The sequence below is a fragment of the Pseudomonas sputi genome (genome assembly GCF_021603585.1).
Taxonomy (GTDB): Bacteria; Pseudomonadota; Gammaproteobacteria; order Pseudomonadales; family Pseudomonadaceae; genus Aquipseudomonas; species Aquipseudomonas sputi.
Genome location: NZ_BQHI01000007.1, coordinates 156,977 through 172,027, shown reverse-complemented (window position 1 = coordinate 172,027; position 15,051 = coordinate 156,977). Strand labels below are relative to the sequence as shown.

At 61.3% G+C, this 15,051-nt stretch carries 12 protein-coding genes; 6 read left to right on the top strand and 6 right to left on the bottom strand.

Annotated elements, in window-relative coordinates:
- The first annotated feature begins 37 nt into the window (after positions 1-37).
- The 6 genes from glmU to L6D81_RS12740 all read left to right on the top strand — a co-directional run bounded on the left by glmU (position 38) and on the right by L6D81_RS12740 (position 7,943).
- The gene (gene glmU, locus L6D81_RS12765; protein WP_236179915.1) at positions 38-1,405 is read left to right on the top strand and encodes a bifunctional UDP-N-acetylglucosamine diphosphorylase/glucosamine-1-phosphate N-acetyltransferase GlmU; all 1,368 of its coding nucleotides are present in this window, start codon (positions 38-40) and stop codon (positions 1,403-1,405) included.
- Positions 1,406-1,533: 128 nt separating this feature from the next.
- Positions 1,534-2,310: a DeoR/GlpR family DNA-binding transcription regulator gene (locus tag L6D81_RS12760; RefSeq protein WP_236179912.1), complete on the top strand. Its 777-nt coding sequence runs from the start codon at positions 1,534-1,536 to the stop codon at positions 2,308-2,310.
- 2 nt (positions 2,311-2,312) lie between these two features.
- Positions 2,313-4,145, top strand: a complete 1,833-nt coding sequence (gene glmS, locus L6D81_RS12755; RefSeq protein ID WP_236179910.1) for a glutamine--fructose-6-phosphate transaminase (isomerizing) — start codon at positions 2,313-2,315, stop codon at positions 4,143-4,145.
- 71 nt (positions 4,146-4,216) lie between these two features.
- Entirely contained in the window at positions 4,217-5,143 is a 927-nt protein-coding gene (locus tag L6D81_RS12750; RefSeq protein ID WP_236179908.1) for a LysR family transcriptional regulator, read from the top strand.
- 104 nt (positions 5,144-5,247) lie between these two features.
- Entirely contained in the window at positions 5,248-5,874 is a 627-nt protein-coding gene (locus tag L6D81_RS12745; RefSeq protein ID WP_236179906.1) for a glutathione S-transferase family protein, read from the top strand.
- Between the two features lie 38 nt (positions 5,875-5,912).
- Positions 5,913-7,943 carry a 2Fe-2S iron-sulfur cluster-binding protein gene (locus L6D81_RS12740; RefSeq protein ID WP_236179904.1) on the top strand — a complete coding sequence of 677 codons (2,031 nt, stop codon included), beginning with the start codon at positions 5,913-5,915 and terminating at the stop codon, positions 7,941-7,943.
- A gap of 4 nt (positions 7,944-7,947) precedes the next feature.
- Here L6D81_RS12740 and L6D81_RS12735 read toward each other — a convergent pair whose 3' ends face one another.
- Genes L6D81_RS12735 through L6D81_RS12710 form a run of 6 tightly spaced genes read right to left on the bottom strand, consistent with a single transcriptional unit; the run spans position 7,948 to position 15,050 of the window.
- The gene (locus L6D81_RS12735; protein ID WP_236179902.1) at positions 7,948-9,078 is read right to left on the bottom strand and encodes a glycosyltransferase family 4 protein; all 1,131 of its coding nucleotides are present in this window, start codon (positions 9,076-9,078) and stop codon (positions 7,948-7,950) included.
- The gene (locus tag L6D81_RS12730) at positions 9,079-10,209 is read right to left on the bottom strand and encodes a glycosyltransferase family 4 protein (protein ID WP_236179900.1); all 1,131 of its coding nucleotides are present in this window, start codon (positions 10,207-10,209) and stop codon (positions 9,079-9,081) included.
- Positions 10,193-11,560 (bottom strand): glycosyltransferase family 4 protein, encoded by a 1,368-nt coding sequence (locus L6D81_RS12725; RefSeq protein WP_236179898.1) that lies wholly within the window; start codon positions 11,558-11,560, stop codon positions 10,193-10,195. Before L6D81_RS12725 ends, L6D81_RS12730 begins: the two co-directional genes overlap by 17 nt.
- Positions 11,557-12,810 (bottom strand): ABC transporter ATP-binding protein, encoded by a 1,254-nt coding sequence (locus tag L6D81_RS12720; RefSeq protein ID WP_236179896.1) that lies wholly within the window; start codon positions 12,808-12,810, stop codon positions 11,557-11,559. The genes L6D81_RS12725 and L6D81_RS12720 overlap by 4 nt, the downstream gene beginning before the upstream one ends.
- Positions 12,810-13,607: an ABC transporter permease gene (locus tag L6D81_RS12715; RefSeq protein ID WP_236179894.1), complete on the bottom strand. Its 798-nt coding sequence runs from the start codon at positions 13,605-13,607 to the stop codon at positions 12,810-12,812. The genes L6D81_RS12720 and L6D81_RS12715 overlap by 1 nt, the downstream gene beginning before the upstream one ends.
- Positions 13,608-15,050 (bottom strand): mannose-1-phosphate guanylyltransferase/mannose-6-phosphate isomerase, encoded by a 1,443-nt coding sequence (locus L6D81_RS12710; RefSeq protein ID WP_236179892.1) that lies wholly within the window; start codon positions 15,048-15,050, stop codon positions 13,608-13,610.
- Position 15,051: the final 1 nt, after the last annotated feature.

Here is a 15,051-nt window from a genome sequence, read left to right as displayed (position 1 = left end):
GTCGCAGTTGCTGACCACCCAGGATTGGTAGCCAGTCATGTCTCTTGAAATCGTAATCCTCGCGGCCGGTCAAGGCACCCGCATGCGTTCCGCGCTGCCAAAAGTGCTGCACCCGATTGCCGGTGATTCCATGCTCGGTCATGTTATCCACAGCGCACGTCAACTTGATCCACAGCGCATTCACGTGGTCATCGGCCACGGCGCCGATGTGGTGCGCGAGCGTCTGGCCGCTGACGACCTGAATTTCGTGCTGCAGGACAAGCAACTGGGCACTGGCCACGCCACGGCCCAGGCGGTTCCTTTCATCACGGCCGATACCGTACTGATTCTCTACGGCGATGTACCGTTGATCGAAGTCGAGACCCTGCAGCGTCTGCTCAAGCACGTTGTACCCGGACAGATGGGGCTGCTCACCGTTGAACTGGCCGATCCGACCGGTTATGGCCGTATCGTACGCGACGCGGACGGCAAGGTTGCCGCGATCGTTGAGCACAAGGACGCCAGCGAAGCGCAACGGGCGATCACTGAAGGCAACACCGGCATTCTGGCCGTGCCGGCCAACCGCTTGGCGGACTGGATGAGTCGTCTGTCGAACAACAATGCTCAGGGTGAGTACTACCTCACCGACGTGATCGAGATGGCAGTAAACGACGGGCTGACCGTCGCCACCGAACAACCTCACGATCCGATGGAAGTGCAGGGCGCCAATGATCGCAAACAGCTTTCCGAGCTGGAGCGTCATTATCAGTTGCGTGCCGGTCGCCGTCTGATGGCTCAGGGCGTGACCCTGCGCGACCCGGCCCGGTTTGATGTACGTGGCGAAGTGACCGTCGGTCGCGATGTGCTGATCGACATCAACGTGATTCTCGAAGGCAAGGTTGTCATCGAGGATGACGTGGTCATCGGCCCGAACTGCGTGATCAAGGACAGCACCCTGCGCAAGGGCGTGGTGGTCAAGGCCAGCAGCCACATTGAAGGCGCGGTGTTGGGCGAAGGCAGCGATGCCGGCCCGTTTGCCCGTCTGCGTCCGGGTACCGTGCTGGAAGCCCGTGCCCATGTGGGTAACTTCGTCGAACTGAAAAACGCCCACATGGGCGAGGGCGCCAAGGCCGGACACCTGACTTACCTGGGCGACGCCGAGATCGGTGCACGCACCAACATCGGCGCCGGCACCATCACTTGCAACTACGATGGCGCCAACAAGTGGAAAACCGTCTTGGGTGAGGATGTGTTCATCGGCTCGAACAATTCGCTGGTGGCCCCTGTGGATATCTCTGCCGGTGCAACCACTGCAGCCGGTTCGACCATCAACCAGAATGTGGATAAAGCCCAGTTGGCCGTTGGCCGTGCGCGGCAGAAGAACATCGATGGCTGGAAGCGGCCGGAGAAGATCAAGAAGAGCTGAGTTATCCACAATGCTCTCATCAAAAAAGACCGCGACCAGCGGTCTTTTTTATGGGCGTCGGCTTGACGATTTGCAGTTGATAGGTTTTGATTGCTTCCGTTATCTTTCGAATCGAAACTTAATCAGCCATGTCGAAACGCAACACACCTCAGCGCCGTCACAACATTTTGGCTTTGCTCAATGAGCAGGGCGAGGTGAGTGTGGATGAACTGGCCAAGCGCTTCGAAACTTCGGAAGTTACGATTCGCAAGGATCTCGCCGCCCTGGAAAGTCATGGCTTGCTGCTGCGTCGCTATGGTGGCGCGATCACCATGCCGCAGGAACTGGTGGCAGACACCAGCCTTAACGTTTCCAAATACAAACAGGCGATTGCCCGCGCTGCCGTCACACGCATCCGCGAGCACGCCCGCATCATCATCGACAGCGGCAGCACCACCGCCGCGATGATCCCTGAGCTTGGCCTGCAGCCGGGCCTGGTGGTGATGACCAACTCCCTGCACGTGGCCAATGCCCTGAGCGAACTCGAACACGAGCCTGTGCTGCTGATGACCGGTGGCACCTGGGATCCGCACTCGGAATCCTTTCAGGGCCAGGTCGCCGAGCAGGTACTACGCTCTTACGACTTCGACCAGTTGTTTATCGGTGCCGATGGCATCGACCTGGTGCGTGGCACCACCACCTTCAATGAATTGCTCGGCCTGAGCCGGGTGATGGCGGAAGTGGCGCGGGAAGTGATCGTGATGGTCGAGGCCGACAAGATTGGCCGCAAGATTCCCAACCTGGAGCTGCCATGGAGCAGCGTCCATACCCTAATTACCGATGATCGCCTGCCCCTTGATGCGCGCGATCAGATTCAGGCTCGCGGTATCAACTTGATTTGCGCGACTGTCAGTCAGGAGAAATAAGCATGTGTGGAATTGTCGGCGCCGTTGCTGAACGTAACATCACCGCCATCCTGCTCGAAGGCCTCAAGCGCCTGGAATACCGGGGCTATGACAGCGCCGGTGTTGCGGTGTACACCAATGACGGCGCGCTGGAGCGCACCCGTCGTGTCGGCAAAGTCAGCGAACTCGACGCGGCGCTGGCCGAACATCCGCTGGTTGGCCGTCTCGGTATTGCCCATACCCGCTGGGCCACCCACGGTGCGCCGAGCGAGCGCAATGCCCACCCGCATTTCTCCGGTGACGTCGCTGTCGTGCACAACGGCATCATCGAAAACCACGAAGCGCTGCGCGAACAACTCAAGGCGCTGGGTTATGTGTTCACCTCGGACACCGACACCGAAGTCATCGCCCATCTGCTGACCGAAAAACTCAAGTCGTTGCCCGACCTCACTGACGCTCTGAAGGCTGCGGTCAAGGAGCTGCATGGCGCTTACGGTCTAGCGGTCATCCACGCACAGCAACCGGATCGACTGGTTGCTGCTCGCAGCGGCAGTCCGCTGGTGATCGGTCTGGGCCTGGGCGAAAACTTCCTTGCTTCCGACCAACTGGCCCTGCGTCAGGTCACCGACCGTTTCATGTACCTGGAAGAGGGCGATATCGCCGAAATCCAGCGCGACAAGGTGCAGATCTGGGACGTGACCGGCAAAGCGGTCGAGCGCCAGACCGTGCAGTACACCGACGGTGCGGAAGCCGCCGACAAAGGCGAGTTCCGGCATTACATGCTCAAGGAAATCCACGAGCAGCCGTCCGTGGTGCAGCGCACCCTGGAAGGCCGATTAAGTGCGGATCAGGTGCTGGTGCAGGCTTTCGGTCCACAAGCGGCGGAATTGTTCGCCAAAGTGCGCAACGTGCAGATCGTGGCGTGTGGCACCAGCTATCACGCCGGCATGGTTGCCCGTTACTGGCTCGAAGAGCTGGCCGGGATTCCGTGCCAGGTCGAGGTTGCCAGCGAGTTCCGCTACCGCAAGGTGGTGGTGCAGCCGGACACCCTGTTCGTCACCATCTCCCAGTCCGGCGAAACCGCCGACACCCTGGCCGCCCTGCGCAACGCCAAGGAACTGGGTTTCCTGGGCAGCCTGGCGATCTGCAACGTCGGCATCAGCTCGCTGGTGCGCGAATCCGACCTGACCCTGCTGACCCAGGCTGGTCGTGAAATCGGCGTGGCCTCGACCAAGGCGTTCACCACGCAGCTGGTCGGTCTGCTGCTGCTGACCCTGTCTCTGGGTCAGGTGCGCGGTACTTTGGGTGAAGGCGTTGAAGCCACGCTGGTTGAAGAACTGCGCCGCTTGCCAACCCGTCTGGGCGAAGCCCTGGCGATGGACAGCACCGTGGAAAAAATCGCAGAGCTGTTCGCCGAGAAGAACCACACCCTGTTCCTGGGCCGTGGCGCGCAATTCCCGGTGGCGATGGAAGGGGCCCTGAAACTCAAGGAAATCTCTTATATCCACGCCGAAGCTTACCCGGCCGGCGAATTGAAACACGGGCCGCTGGCGCTTGTGGATAACGACATGCCGGTGGTCACCGTTGCACCGAATAACGAGCTTCTTGAGAAGCTCAAGTCCAACCTGCAGGAAGTCCGCGCCCGCGGTGGTGAACTGATCGTGTTCGCCGACGAAAAGGCCGGGATGACCAACGGCGAAGGCACCCACGTGGTGCAGATGCCGCACATCCACGACATCCTGTCGCCGATCCTCTACACCATTCCGCTGCAATTGCTGTCGTACTACGTCGCCGTGCTCAAGGGCACCGACGTGGATCAGCCGCGCAACCTGGCGAAGTCGGTGACGGTGGAATAAGTTATCCACAGTTGATGACCCCATAAAATCGCAGCTCCGGCTGCGATTTTTTTATCCGGATCGAGGGCACCATGGATCGCTTCCAGGAAATGCAGGTTTTCGCCATCGTTGCCCAGGAACAGGGCTTTTCCGCGGCCGCGCGGCGCTTGGGTCTGTCGGCAGCCAGCGTGACCCGGGCGGTGGCGGCGCTGGAGCAGCGGATTGGTACGCAGTTGTTGATCCGTACCACCCGCAGCGTGCATTTGAGCGAAGCGGGTCTGCGTTATCTGGAAGACTGTCGGAGAATTCTCGCCGAAGTGCAGGAAGCGGAGGATTCCGCTGCCGGGAGTCATACTCAGCCCCGTGGGCAGTTAACGGTGACGGCGCCTGTTTTATTCGGCGAACTGTTTGTCACGCCGGTAATGGCGCGTTATCTGACGCAATACCCGGATGTTTCCATCAACGCCCTGTTGCTTGATCGAGTGGTCAGCATGGTCGAGGAGGGCATCGACGTCGCGGTGCGTATTGGCGAGTTGCCGGACAGCAATCAGCATGCGATCCGGGTCGGTGAGGTACGACGGGTGATTTGCGGCTCGCCGGAATACTTCGCGGTTCATGGTCGGCCTACCCATCCACAGGCATTGGCCGGGGCGCCGGTGGTGGCGACTTCGGCCATCGGCCAGCAGCGCAGTTGGCCATTCATGGAGCACGGTGAACTCATCGGGGTAAAACCGGAGCCGCGCCTGGTGGTCACGGCCAATCAGGCTGCGATCACAGCGGCGTCGCTGGGCCTGGGTCTGACCCGGGTGCTGTCTTATCAGGTGGCCAGCAAGGTCGCTTCCGGCGAACTGGAAATCGTCCTCGCCGAGTTCGAACTGCCTGCACTGCCGATCCACGTGGTGTATCAGGGCGGGCGCAAGGCGCCGGCGCGTGTGCGTAGTTTTGTCGACTTCATGGTCACAGCGTTGCGTGAGCATCCTGCCTTGAAAGATGCCGCTTTATTTCATCCAGAGAAATAATGGATTGCATTTGCTGGTGATTCTGTTGTTTTCGCGATGAGGGGAATATGGCTCCCACGGCCACCGTCCATCCTGAACGGCGCCATCATCCAGCGGAGTCGACCATGCAAGCGATCAAACTCTACAACTTCCCGCGTTCCGGCCACGCCCATCGCGTCGAACTGATGTTGTCACTGTTACAACTGCCGACCGAGCTGATCTTCGTCGATCTGGCCAAGGGTGAGCATAAACAGGCGCCATACCTGGCCATCAACAGCTTTGGCCAGGTTCCGGCCATTGATGACAATGGCGTGGTACTGGCCGATTCCAACGCGATTCTCGTTTATCTGGCACAGAAATACGGCAATGGCCGCTGGCTGCCAAGCGATCCGGTCGGCGCCGCGCAGGTGCAGCGCTGGTTGTCGGCAGCCGCCGGGCCGATTGCTTTCGGTCCTGCCGCCGCCCGCCTGATCACGGTGTTCGGGGCGAAGTTCAACGCCGAGGAAGTCATCACCCGTGCGCACAATTTTCTCAAGGTAATGGACCTTGAACTGGGAAAAACTCCTTACCTGGTGGGTCGCGAGCCGACCATCGCCGACGTCTCGGCCTACAGTTACATCGCCCATGCGCCGGAAGGCAATGTGTCGCTGGATGACTACGCTAACGTTCGCGCCTGGCTCTCGCGCATCGAGGCGCTGCCCGGTTTTGTCGGCATGCCGCGCACCGTTGCCGGCCTGCAAACCACCGTCTGACATTCAATCTGCGCCGACGGCGCAGGGGAGAGACCGTGATGGAACGTTCACCGTGGCACGCTGGCGAGCAACAGTTGCAGGCCCATGTCGGCGTTGCCGAGCGCATGGAGGAATTCGGCCGTAAGGTGATTCGCACCTGGATGCCGGATCAACACCGCCAGTTCTATCAGCAATTGCCTTTCATGCTGTACGGCGCGGTGGATGCCGAAGGTCGGCCCTGGGCCAGTGTGCTGGAGGGAGAGCCGGGCTTTGCTCACTCTCCCGAGCCGACGCAACTGCAGTTCGCAAGCCTGCCGGCTGCTGATGATCCTGCACAGTTACAGGCTGGCGCCGCGATCGGTCTGCTTGGCATCGAGCTGCACACCCGTCGGCGCAATCGGCTCAATGGCCACATCGATCATCTCGACGCGAACGGCTTCGGGCTGACGGTGGATCAGTCGTTCGGCAACTGCCCGCAATACATTCAATTGCGTCAGTTTCAGCGGGTGCCGCTGACGGATCCGCAGACCCGCAAAGCCGAACACCGTGACAGCCTCGATGCCGCCGCCATTGCGCTGATCGAAAGCGCCGACACCTTCTTTGTCGCCAGTTACGTCGATGTCGACGGCGAGCGTTCGGTGGATGTTTCGCACCGCGGCGGTCAGCCCGGTTTTGTGCGGATCGAGGGCAATCGCCTGACGATCCCGGATTTTGCCGGAAACCTGCACTTCAACACGCTCGGCAATCTGCTCATCAATCCTTTGGCCGGATTGCTGTTCATCGACTTTTCCACAGGCGATGTGTTGCAGCTCAGCGGCCGCACCGAGATCATTCTCGAAGGTCCACAGATCGAGGCTTTCCAGGGCGCCGAGCGCCTGTGGACATTCGAGGTTGAGAAACTGGTGCGGCGTCCGGCAGCGCTGGCTCTGCGCTGGCGCTTCGACGGCATGTCACCCACCAGCCTGCTGACCGGTAACTGGGCCCAGGCCGATGCACGGTTGCAGGCCAAGGCATTGGGTGACAGCTGGCGGCCATTGCGGGTGGCCAGGATCGAAATGGAAAGCCGTCATATACGGTCGATCTATCTGGAGCCGGATGATGGGGCGGGATTGCCGGTGTTTCTCGCCGGGCAGCATCTGCCGTTGCGTTTCACCCTCGATGGCGAGGTGCACATCCGCACCTACAGCCTGTCGGGCGCGCCATCGGATGATTTTTTCCGGATCAGCGTCAAACGCGAAGGACGGGTGTCGACGCACCTGCACGAGCAGATTCGCGTGGGCGATGTGCTGGAGGCGCGCTTGCCCCAGGGGCATTTCACCGTAGCGGCGCTGGAGCGCCGTCCATTGGTGTTGTTGGCGGCCGGGGTCGGCATTACGCCGTTGCTGTCGATGCTGCGTGAGGTGGTGTATCAGGGCCTGCGGACCCGACGGATTCGTCCGACCCTGTTTGTTCAGAGTTCCCGCAGCCTCGCCGACCAGCCGTTCCGCGCAGAGGTGGATCGGTTGCTGGAGGAGGCCGGTGATGCGGTAAAGGTGTTGCGGGTGCTCAGCCAGCCGGAGGACGATCTGATCGAAGGAAAGGACTTCGACCTGCGTGGCCGCATCGATGGCGATCTGTTGCGCAATCTGCTGACCGATGAGGACTTTGATCAGGTCGATTTTGTGCTCTGCGGTCCCGGCGGGTTTACCCAAGGTATTTACGACACCTTGCGTGAACTGGATGTGCGGGACGGGCAAATTCACGCGGAAACCTTCGGCCCTTCGACCCTCAAGCGCCAAGCCGATCCGGACGCGGTCGTGATCGAACAACCGCCGGCTGCGACCACGTCGGTACCGGTAGTGTTCGAGCGTTCGGCCAAGGAAGCGCGCTGGCAGCCCGAGGGCGGCAGTTTGCTGGAGCTGGCGGAAAGTCGCGGCCTGCGTCCGGAATTCAGTTGCCGAGGGGGTTCGTGCGGCACCTGCAGGACGCGGTTGATCAGCGGCGCGGTGAATTATCCACAGCCTCCGGCGGAAGTGCCGGAGGAGGGGCAAGTGCTGATTTGTTGCGCGGTACCGGCGCAAAGTGCCGAGCCGCTGGTGCTGGATCTGTAACGGATCAGGCGTAGGACAACGCCTTTTCCTCCAGCAGTTCCTGATACAGCTCGGTCCATTTGCGGCCCATTTCATCGGCTGTGAATAACTGCCGATAGCGGGCCTCAGCCTTGAGGCCCATTTCGGCGGCACGGGCCGGGTTTTCCCACAAGGTGCGCATCGCTTCGCGAAACGCCTGTGGATGACTCGGTGGCACCACCAGCCCCGTCTCGTTGTGGATATTGATGTAGCTGGTGCCGGTGCCGATTTCGCTGGAGATCATCGGTTTGCCGTACATCGCGCCTTCGAGCAGCGAAATGCCGAACGCTTCCGAGCGCAGGTGCGACGGGAAGACGATGGCGTAGCTCAGTTGCAGCAGGGCGACCTTGTCTTCATCGCTCAGCCGCCCGAGGAAATGAATGTTACGCAGGCCCAGCGCCGCGGCCTGGGCGTGCAGTTCCCGCTCCAGCGGGCCGGCGCCGACGATCACCACCGGATAGTCCACGTCTTTCAAGGCTTCGAGCAGGATGTGCAAGCCTTTGTAATAGCGCATCACCCCGACGAACAGGAAAAACTTGTCCCCAAGCTGCTGCCGCCAGCGATTCATGCGCTCGACGTCAGGCTGTGGATAACCGGCCTTGTTCAAGCCATAGGGGATGACCCGGGTCTTGTCCTGGAACTGCTGCAACACGTCGCTGGTGTGCAGATAGTTCGGCGAAGCCGCGACGATCCGGTCGGCGCTGGCGAGAAAGCGGTTCATCAGCGGGCGATAGAGTTTGAGCAGGTGCTTCTGGCGAATGATGTCCGAGTGGTACGTCACCACCGTCGGTTTGTTCACACCGCTGGCGAAATGCACCAGATCCATGAATGGCCACGGGAAGTGGTAGTTGATGACGTCGGCTTCGGCGGCCAGTTCGCGAAATTGCTTGAACACGCTCCAGGAAAACCCCGTAGAGGCGAACTGGATATCCAGTTTCGCCCGATGCACCTCATGCTGGCCGAGACGCACCACCGCAGGCTCGGGATTGGCGCTGAGGGTCAGCACCTGGCCGTCGATGCCGTGCGGGGCGCCACTCTCGCAGAGTTGAAAGATCACTTGCTCGATACCGCCGACCGAGTCAGGCAGGTACGTCTTGAAGAAATGAAGAACTCGCATTCAACCTCCCATGGCCTGGTGGTAGGCGCCGGCCGTGGCCTGCGCGCAACGCTTCCAGGAAAAAAGCCGTGCCTGCTGCAATCCGGCTTCCCGGCATGCCTGCCAGTGCGCTTGATCATCGATCAGTCGGCTCATCGCATCATGCAAACCGCCTGCATCGTCAGCTTCAATATAGTTGCCGGCGTTTCCCGCCACTTCCGGCATGGCCGAAGAGCGGGTGAGCACCACCGGCGTGCCGCTGGCCATCGCCTCCAGCACCGGCAGGCCGAAACCTTCATACAGCGACGGAAAAATCAGCGCCCGGGCACCGGCCAGCAATTGCGCGACTTGCTCATCGGGCAAGTAGCCGAGCAGGCACACGTGCCCGCAAGCCAGTGCCTGGCGCAATTCATCACTGAACTGGTCGCGCTGCCAGCCGGCCATGCCGACGATCAACAGCGGGAAACGCTGGCGCACCCGATCCGGTAACAGCGCGTGGGCGCGCAGGGCCAGGTTCAGGTTCTTGCGCGGCTCCAGGGTGCCGACGCACAGGAAATATTCCCGATACTCGACCGCATGGGCCTTGAGCACCGCATCGATGTCTTGCGGTTCACGCGGCTGGAAACGCTCGGCGACCCCCAGCGGCGCGACCACGAAACGCTCGGCAGGCAGTCCGAAATAGTCCCGGGCCTCGTCAGCGATGGCTTGCGAGTCGGTCAGAATGATCCGCGCCTGGCGTACGCCATCGGCGAGCCGTCGCTCGATTTCCCGCAGCCGTGCTGGCGGCTGGGTCTCGGGGAAATGCAGGTGCGTGAGATCGTGCAGGGTCATCACGGTCGGGCCATCGAAGGCCAGCGGCCACAGGCTCGGTTCGTGATACAGATCGACCGGTTGCGCAGGGCCCTGATCGAAGCGCTTCTGCTCAAGCCACCGGCGGGCCTGATAGGCGCCGGGGATCTGCCGCAACAGCGGCGTCAGGCGTGAATAACCGGGCACCGCCGCTTCCGGCAGTTGCGAGCTCCAGCCCCAGCCGTGGAACAGCGCCACCTCGATATCAGTTTCCGATTGCAGGGCGTTCACCAGTTCGGCCACGTAATGGCCGATGCCGGTGCGCGGGGCCTGGAGGATTCGGGCGTTAAGGGCTATGCGCATGTTGCCTCGCTGACACCTCAGGTACCTCCAGCACATGGCGCGCGGTACGCTCGGCCAGTTGCGCACTGGCTTCACGCCAGCCGATCCATTGCCAGCCGCTGACATCGCGGGCGGCGGGGAATCGACCGCTGCGCTCAAAGGACTGCACCAGATCGGCAAGGCTGTGCGGCGATCGCAGATCGAAATACGCCATGAACTCACCGCCGATCTCGCGAAACACCGGGATGTCGCTGCCCATCGCCGGCAGCCCGCGTTGCATGGCTTCCACCAGCGGCAAGCCAAAGCCTTCGACGAACGACGGAAACACCAGCGCGCTGGCATGGGCGTAGGCGTGTTCGAGGCTGGTGTCGCTCAAGTCGTTGAACATGAACAGGCGCCGGTTCAGCTCCGGATGATGGCGAATCCGGGCCAGCAGCGCGTCGCACTTCCAGCCGATGCGCCCGGCAATGCACAACCGGGCGTTCGAGCCGTTCGTCCAGGCAAGATCAAAGGCATCCAGCAGGTAGTCGTGGTTCTTGCGCGGCTCGATGGTGCTGACCATCAGAAACACCGGCTCCGGTGTTGCGAACAGCTGTTGCAGACGCGGTTCGACGGCGGCTTCGACGCTTTGCAGATCCAGCTCCGAACCGAGGTGAAAGTAGTCGAACCAGCGTTTGCCGACTTGCGCCGATCCTAGACGACGTTGCAGTTCTGCCCGCACCTGATCGCGCACCGTCGCGGATATGGCCATGAAGCCGTCGGCGTTGCGGGCGATCCAGTCGAACCACTCGCTGTACACCTCGACCAGTCGCGTGTCGTAGAACTGCGGATGGGACAGGGGAATCAGATCGTAGATCACCGCAACGATGCCCATGCCTTCACGCTTGAGTCGTTCGGCGTGGAGGAAAAAATCCGAATGCCAGGACGAATCCAGCAGTACCAGTTGATCGCCCGGCTGGTGTGACAGGGGTTCGCAGCGTCGGGGCAACTGAAAACGGTTCACGTGCTCGATCAGCCGCAGCGGCAGGCTGAATGCGCCGATCGAAAGCAGGCGATAACCGACATACAACAGACGCCGCGCCAGTCTGCTGCCTGAGTGACTGTCTAAACGCTGATGCCATTGCCAGCAACGATGGGACAGGCGTTCCAGGCGTTCACCGAACGTGAAGATCCCGCTGAACAGCGCCGAATCCAGCGGCGCCAGACGCGTCACGCGATACAGCCTGCCCTTGAGCAGGATCACCGGTACGCATTCGACACCTTCGGCGTTCGACGGCAACCGGTTGATGACATTGCGCACGACCCGCTGAATCCCCGAATTGACCTTCGGGTGTTTGAACACGTGGGTGCATTCGACCAGCAGGCGGGTCATGGCGCACGCTCGGTCAATGCAGCGGCGGGGTGGCGGGTGATCGAGGCTTTGGCATCGAGCCATGAGCAACCGACGAAGTCTTCATGCCGGTTGTTGATCACATGAAATACCAGGCCATAGTCGCGCCACTCGAAGTTGCGATCCAGATGGGAGTCCAGGCGCGACAGACTCAGGGATACCGAGTAGTTGCCCTTGCCCAGACCCATCACGAAGGCAAAGCGATAGGTCACTCGTTCACCGGCATGCAGGTCCGTCAGCGCCTTGTCCAGGCGATGGGTATTGATGCCATACATCATCTGACCCAGGCGGTCCTTGAGAATGAAGCCGAGTACCAGCCTTTCGATGTCGCGACGCACCTCGACCTGCACTTCCAGCACCACTGGCTGGCCGACTTCGGCAGCATCGATGGAGCGGTTCTGATCATCGAGCAGGCGTACCTCAAGAATGGCAGCTTCACCGGTACCGGACACGGTCCGCATCTCGCCACCTGCGAGTTTTTCCTGACGCACGACCTGACCCTCACGCTCGGCCATCAGGGCGTTGTAATAATCGAGCACGGCTTCCGGTTTGTCGTACATGGCCATGTGGCCATCCTTGAGCAGGATGGCCGAATCGCAAATCGACTGGATCGCGAAGCGATCGTGGGACACGATCAGCAACGTCGTGCCCGCCTTGCGGAAGCTGCGAATGCGCTCGAAGCTCTTGTGCTGGAAGTAGGCGTCACCGACCGACAGTGCTTCGTCGACGATCAGGATGTCCGGTCGCCGCGCGGTGGCGACACTGAAGGCCAGGCGCATTTGCATGCCGCTGGAGTAGGTGCGGACCGGGTGATCGATTGCCTCGCCGATTTCTGCAAAAAGTTCGATGTCGGGCATCAACGCTTCGATTTCGTGGACCTGCAGCCCCAGCAGCTGCCCGGCCATGACGGCATTCTGGCGGCCGGTGAAGTCCGGGTGAAAACCCATGCCCAGCTCCAGCAATGCGGCGACGCGGCCTTCAGTCTCGATCTTGCCGCAGGTGGGGTGAGTGGTTCCCGTGATCATCTTGAGCAAGGTGCTTTTACCGGCACCGTTCGCACCGACGATGCCCACCGACTCTCCGGCTGCAATCTCGAACGCCACATCCTGAAGTACCCAGTGCTGGTGATGGCGCAGGGGAGAAAACGGGATCAGCCATTCGGCCAGGCGGCTCCAGCGGGTCGGGTACTGCTTGTAGGCCTTGCCCAGGCCGGTTACACGAATATGCCCCATCAGAGTTCATCCACCATTTCACCGACACGCCGGCGAAACAGCCGCAGGCCCATCAGGCACATCAACAGCGCGGCGATGAACGTCGGCAGCAGCGAACTCCATACAGGCCAGTGTCCATAAAGGAACAGGTTCTGATAGCTGCCGATCAGGTTGGTCATCGGGTTGAGTTGAAGCAGGCGCTGTACCCACTCCGGCAGGATGCTCACCGGGTACACGATCGGGGTCAGCCAGAACCAGAACTGCAGGCAGATGGCAAAGAGCTGGCCGACGTCGCGAAAGAACACATTCAACACGCCGAGAATCATGCCAAGCCCGGCGCAGAACATCATTTGCAGTGCAATCAGGGGAATCAGCGCCAGCAGCGCCATGCCCGGCCAGCGCCCGGTGATCAGCAGAAACCCGAGGAACAGGCCGATGATGATGGCAAAGTTGATCGCCGCGTTGCAGAGCACGATCACCGGCAGGCAGATTCTGGGGAAGCTGATTTTCTTCAGCAGGTTGGCGTTGTCCAGAAACATGGTCTGGCTGCGCAACGTGATTTCAGAGAACAACCCCCATGCCAGCAACCCGGCGCAGAGGTAGATGCTGTAGGCCATGCTGTCATCCACGCCCGGCAGGCGTGCGCGCATGATGTGGGAAAAGATCACGGTGTAGACGATGATCATCGACAGCGGATTGAACACAGGCCACAAGGCGCCGAGCAGTGAATTGCGATACCGCGCTTGAAACTCCCGTTTGACGCTACCGAGGATGAAACCCCGATAGTCGTGAAGCGAGCGGTACAGGGAAAGCAGCATTCAAACCGTCCTGCCGTACTGGTCTTCGAAGCGGACGATATCGTCCTCTCCCAGGTATTCGCCGCTTTGCACTTCGATGATCACCAGGTCGATCACGCCGGGGTTTTCCAGACGGTGCCTGTGACCGGCAGCGATGAACGTCGATTCGTTCTTGGCCACCAGGGTCGTGCCGCTGCCGTTGTTGGTCACCTTGGCCATGCCTTCGACCACCACCCAGTGTTCGTTGCGGTGATGGTGCATCTGCAACGACAGCTTGCCGCCGGGCTTGACCACGATGCGCTTGATCTTGAAGCGCGGGCCTTCCTCGAGCACGGTGTAGGTGCCCCACGGACGGCTGACCGTGCGGTGCAGGCGATAGGCTTCGTGGGACTTGTCCTTGAGCTGCTTGGCCACGCGCCGCACATCCTGCGCACGATCGGCGTGGGCTACCAGCACGGCGTCGGCGGTGTCGATGACGATCAGGTTATCCACACCGACGGCGGCCACCAGGCGGCCTTCGCTTTGAACGAAGTTGTTGTGGCTGTCGATGAATATCGCTTCGCCGCTGGCGCGGTTGTTGTCGGCATCGGCCGGCACCAGCGCCGCTACGGCACCCCACGAACCGATATCGCTCCAGTCGAAACCGGCGGGTACCATCACGACTTTCTCCGAGCGTTCCATCAGCGCGTAGTCGATGGAAATGTCGGTGATTTCGGTGAACAGCTGCGGGCAGAGTTCCTGTTGCAGGCAGCCGACGGTTTCCACCGGTTCGCTGGCGGCCATGCAGGCGCGGGTCTGTTCCAGCAGCTCGGGGGCGTGCAGTTCCAGCTCGGCGATCAGGGTTGCGGTGGTGAAGCAGAACATCCCCGAGTTCCACAGGAAGTTGCCACTCTCCAGATAATGGGTGGCGGTCTGCAGGTCAGGTTTTTCCACGAAACGCTGCACCTTGGCCGCGCCCCGGGCATCCAGCGGAGCGCCAGTCTCGATGTAGCCGAAGCCGGTTTCCGGGGCGGTCGGCACCACGCCGAAGGTCACCAGATAACCGTCCTTCGCCAGATTGACCGCGTGTTCGACCGCGCTTTTGAGCGCGTCTTCGTTGACGATCAGATGGTCGGCGGGCATCACCACCATGATCGCGGCATCACCGTGCAGCGCTTGCAGCGACAGAGCGGCCGCCGCGATGGCCGGTGCGGTGTTGCGTCCGGTGGGCTCGAGCAGGAAATGCCCGCGATGCCGTGACAGATGTGCGGCCTGATAGTGATCCTTGCTCTGGAAGTAGTACTCGCGGTTGGTCACCGTGACAATGTCGCCCCAGCCGTCCAGCAGCGCAGCGGCGCGCCGGTAGGTCTTGCCCAGCAGCGACTGGCCGTCGGGCAGGGTCATGAACGGCTTGGGATGGCCCTCGCGGGACACCGGCCACAAACGGGTGCCGGCACCGCCGGACAGAATCACGGGGATCAGCATG

Excerpts from the sequence above, each read along its gene's own strand:
- L6D81_RS12720 (WP_236179896.1), bottom strand. The coding sequence starts at position 12,810 with ATGGGGCATATTCGTGTAACCGGCCTGGGCAAGGCCTACAAGCAGTAC.
- L6D81_RS12735 (WP_236179902.1), bottom strand. The coding sequence starts at position 9,078 with ATGCGAGTTCTTCATTTCTTCAAGACGTACCTGCCTGACTCGGTCGGC.
- glmU (WP_236179915.1), top strand. The coding sequence starts at position 38 with ATGTCTCTTGAAATCGTAATCCTCGCGGCCGGTCAAGGCACCCGCATG.
- glmS (WP_236179910.1), top strand. The coding sequence starts at position 2,313 with ATGTGTGGAATTGTCGGCGCCGTTGCTGAACGTAACATCACCGCCATC.
- L6D81_RS12725 (WP_236179898.1), bottom strand. The coding sequence starts at position 11,560 with ATGACCCGCCTGCTGGTCGAATGCACCCACGTGTTCAAACACCCGAAG.
- L6D81_RS12710 (WP_236179892.1), bottom strand. The coding sequence starts at position 15,050 with ATGCTGATCCCCGTGATTCTGTCCGGCGGTGCCGGCACCCGTTTGTGG.
- L6D81_RS12740 (WP_236179904.1), top strand. The coding sequence starts at position 5,913 with ATGGAACGTTCACCGTGGCACGCTGGCGAGCAACAGTTGCAGGCCCAT.
- L6D81_RS12715 (WP_236179894.1), bottom strand. The coding sequence starts at position 13,607 with ATGCTGCTTTCCCTGTACCGCTCGCTTCACGACTATCGGGGTTTCATC.
- L6D81_RS12730 (WP_236179900.1), bottom strand. The coding sequence starts at position 10,209 with ATGCGCATAGCCCTTAACGCCCGAATCCTCCAGGCCCCGCGCACCGGC.
- L6D81_RS12760 (WP_236179912.1), top strand. The coding sequence starts at position 1,534 with ATGTCGAAACGCAACACACCTCAGCGCCGTCACAACATTTTGGCTTTG.
- L6D81_RS12750 (WP_236179908.1), top strand. The coding sequence starts at position 4,217 with ATGGATCGCTTCCAGGAAATGCAGGTTTTCGCCATCGTTGCCCAGGAA.
- L6D81_RS12745 (WP_236179906.1), top strand. The coding sequence starts at position 5,248 with ATGCAAGCGATCAAACTCTACAACTTCCCGCGTTCCGGCCACGCCCAT.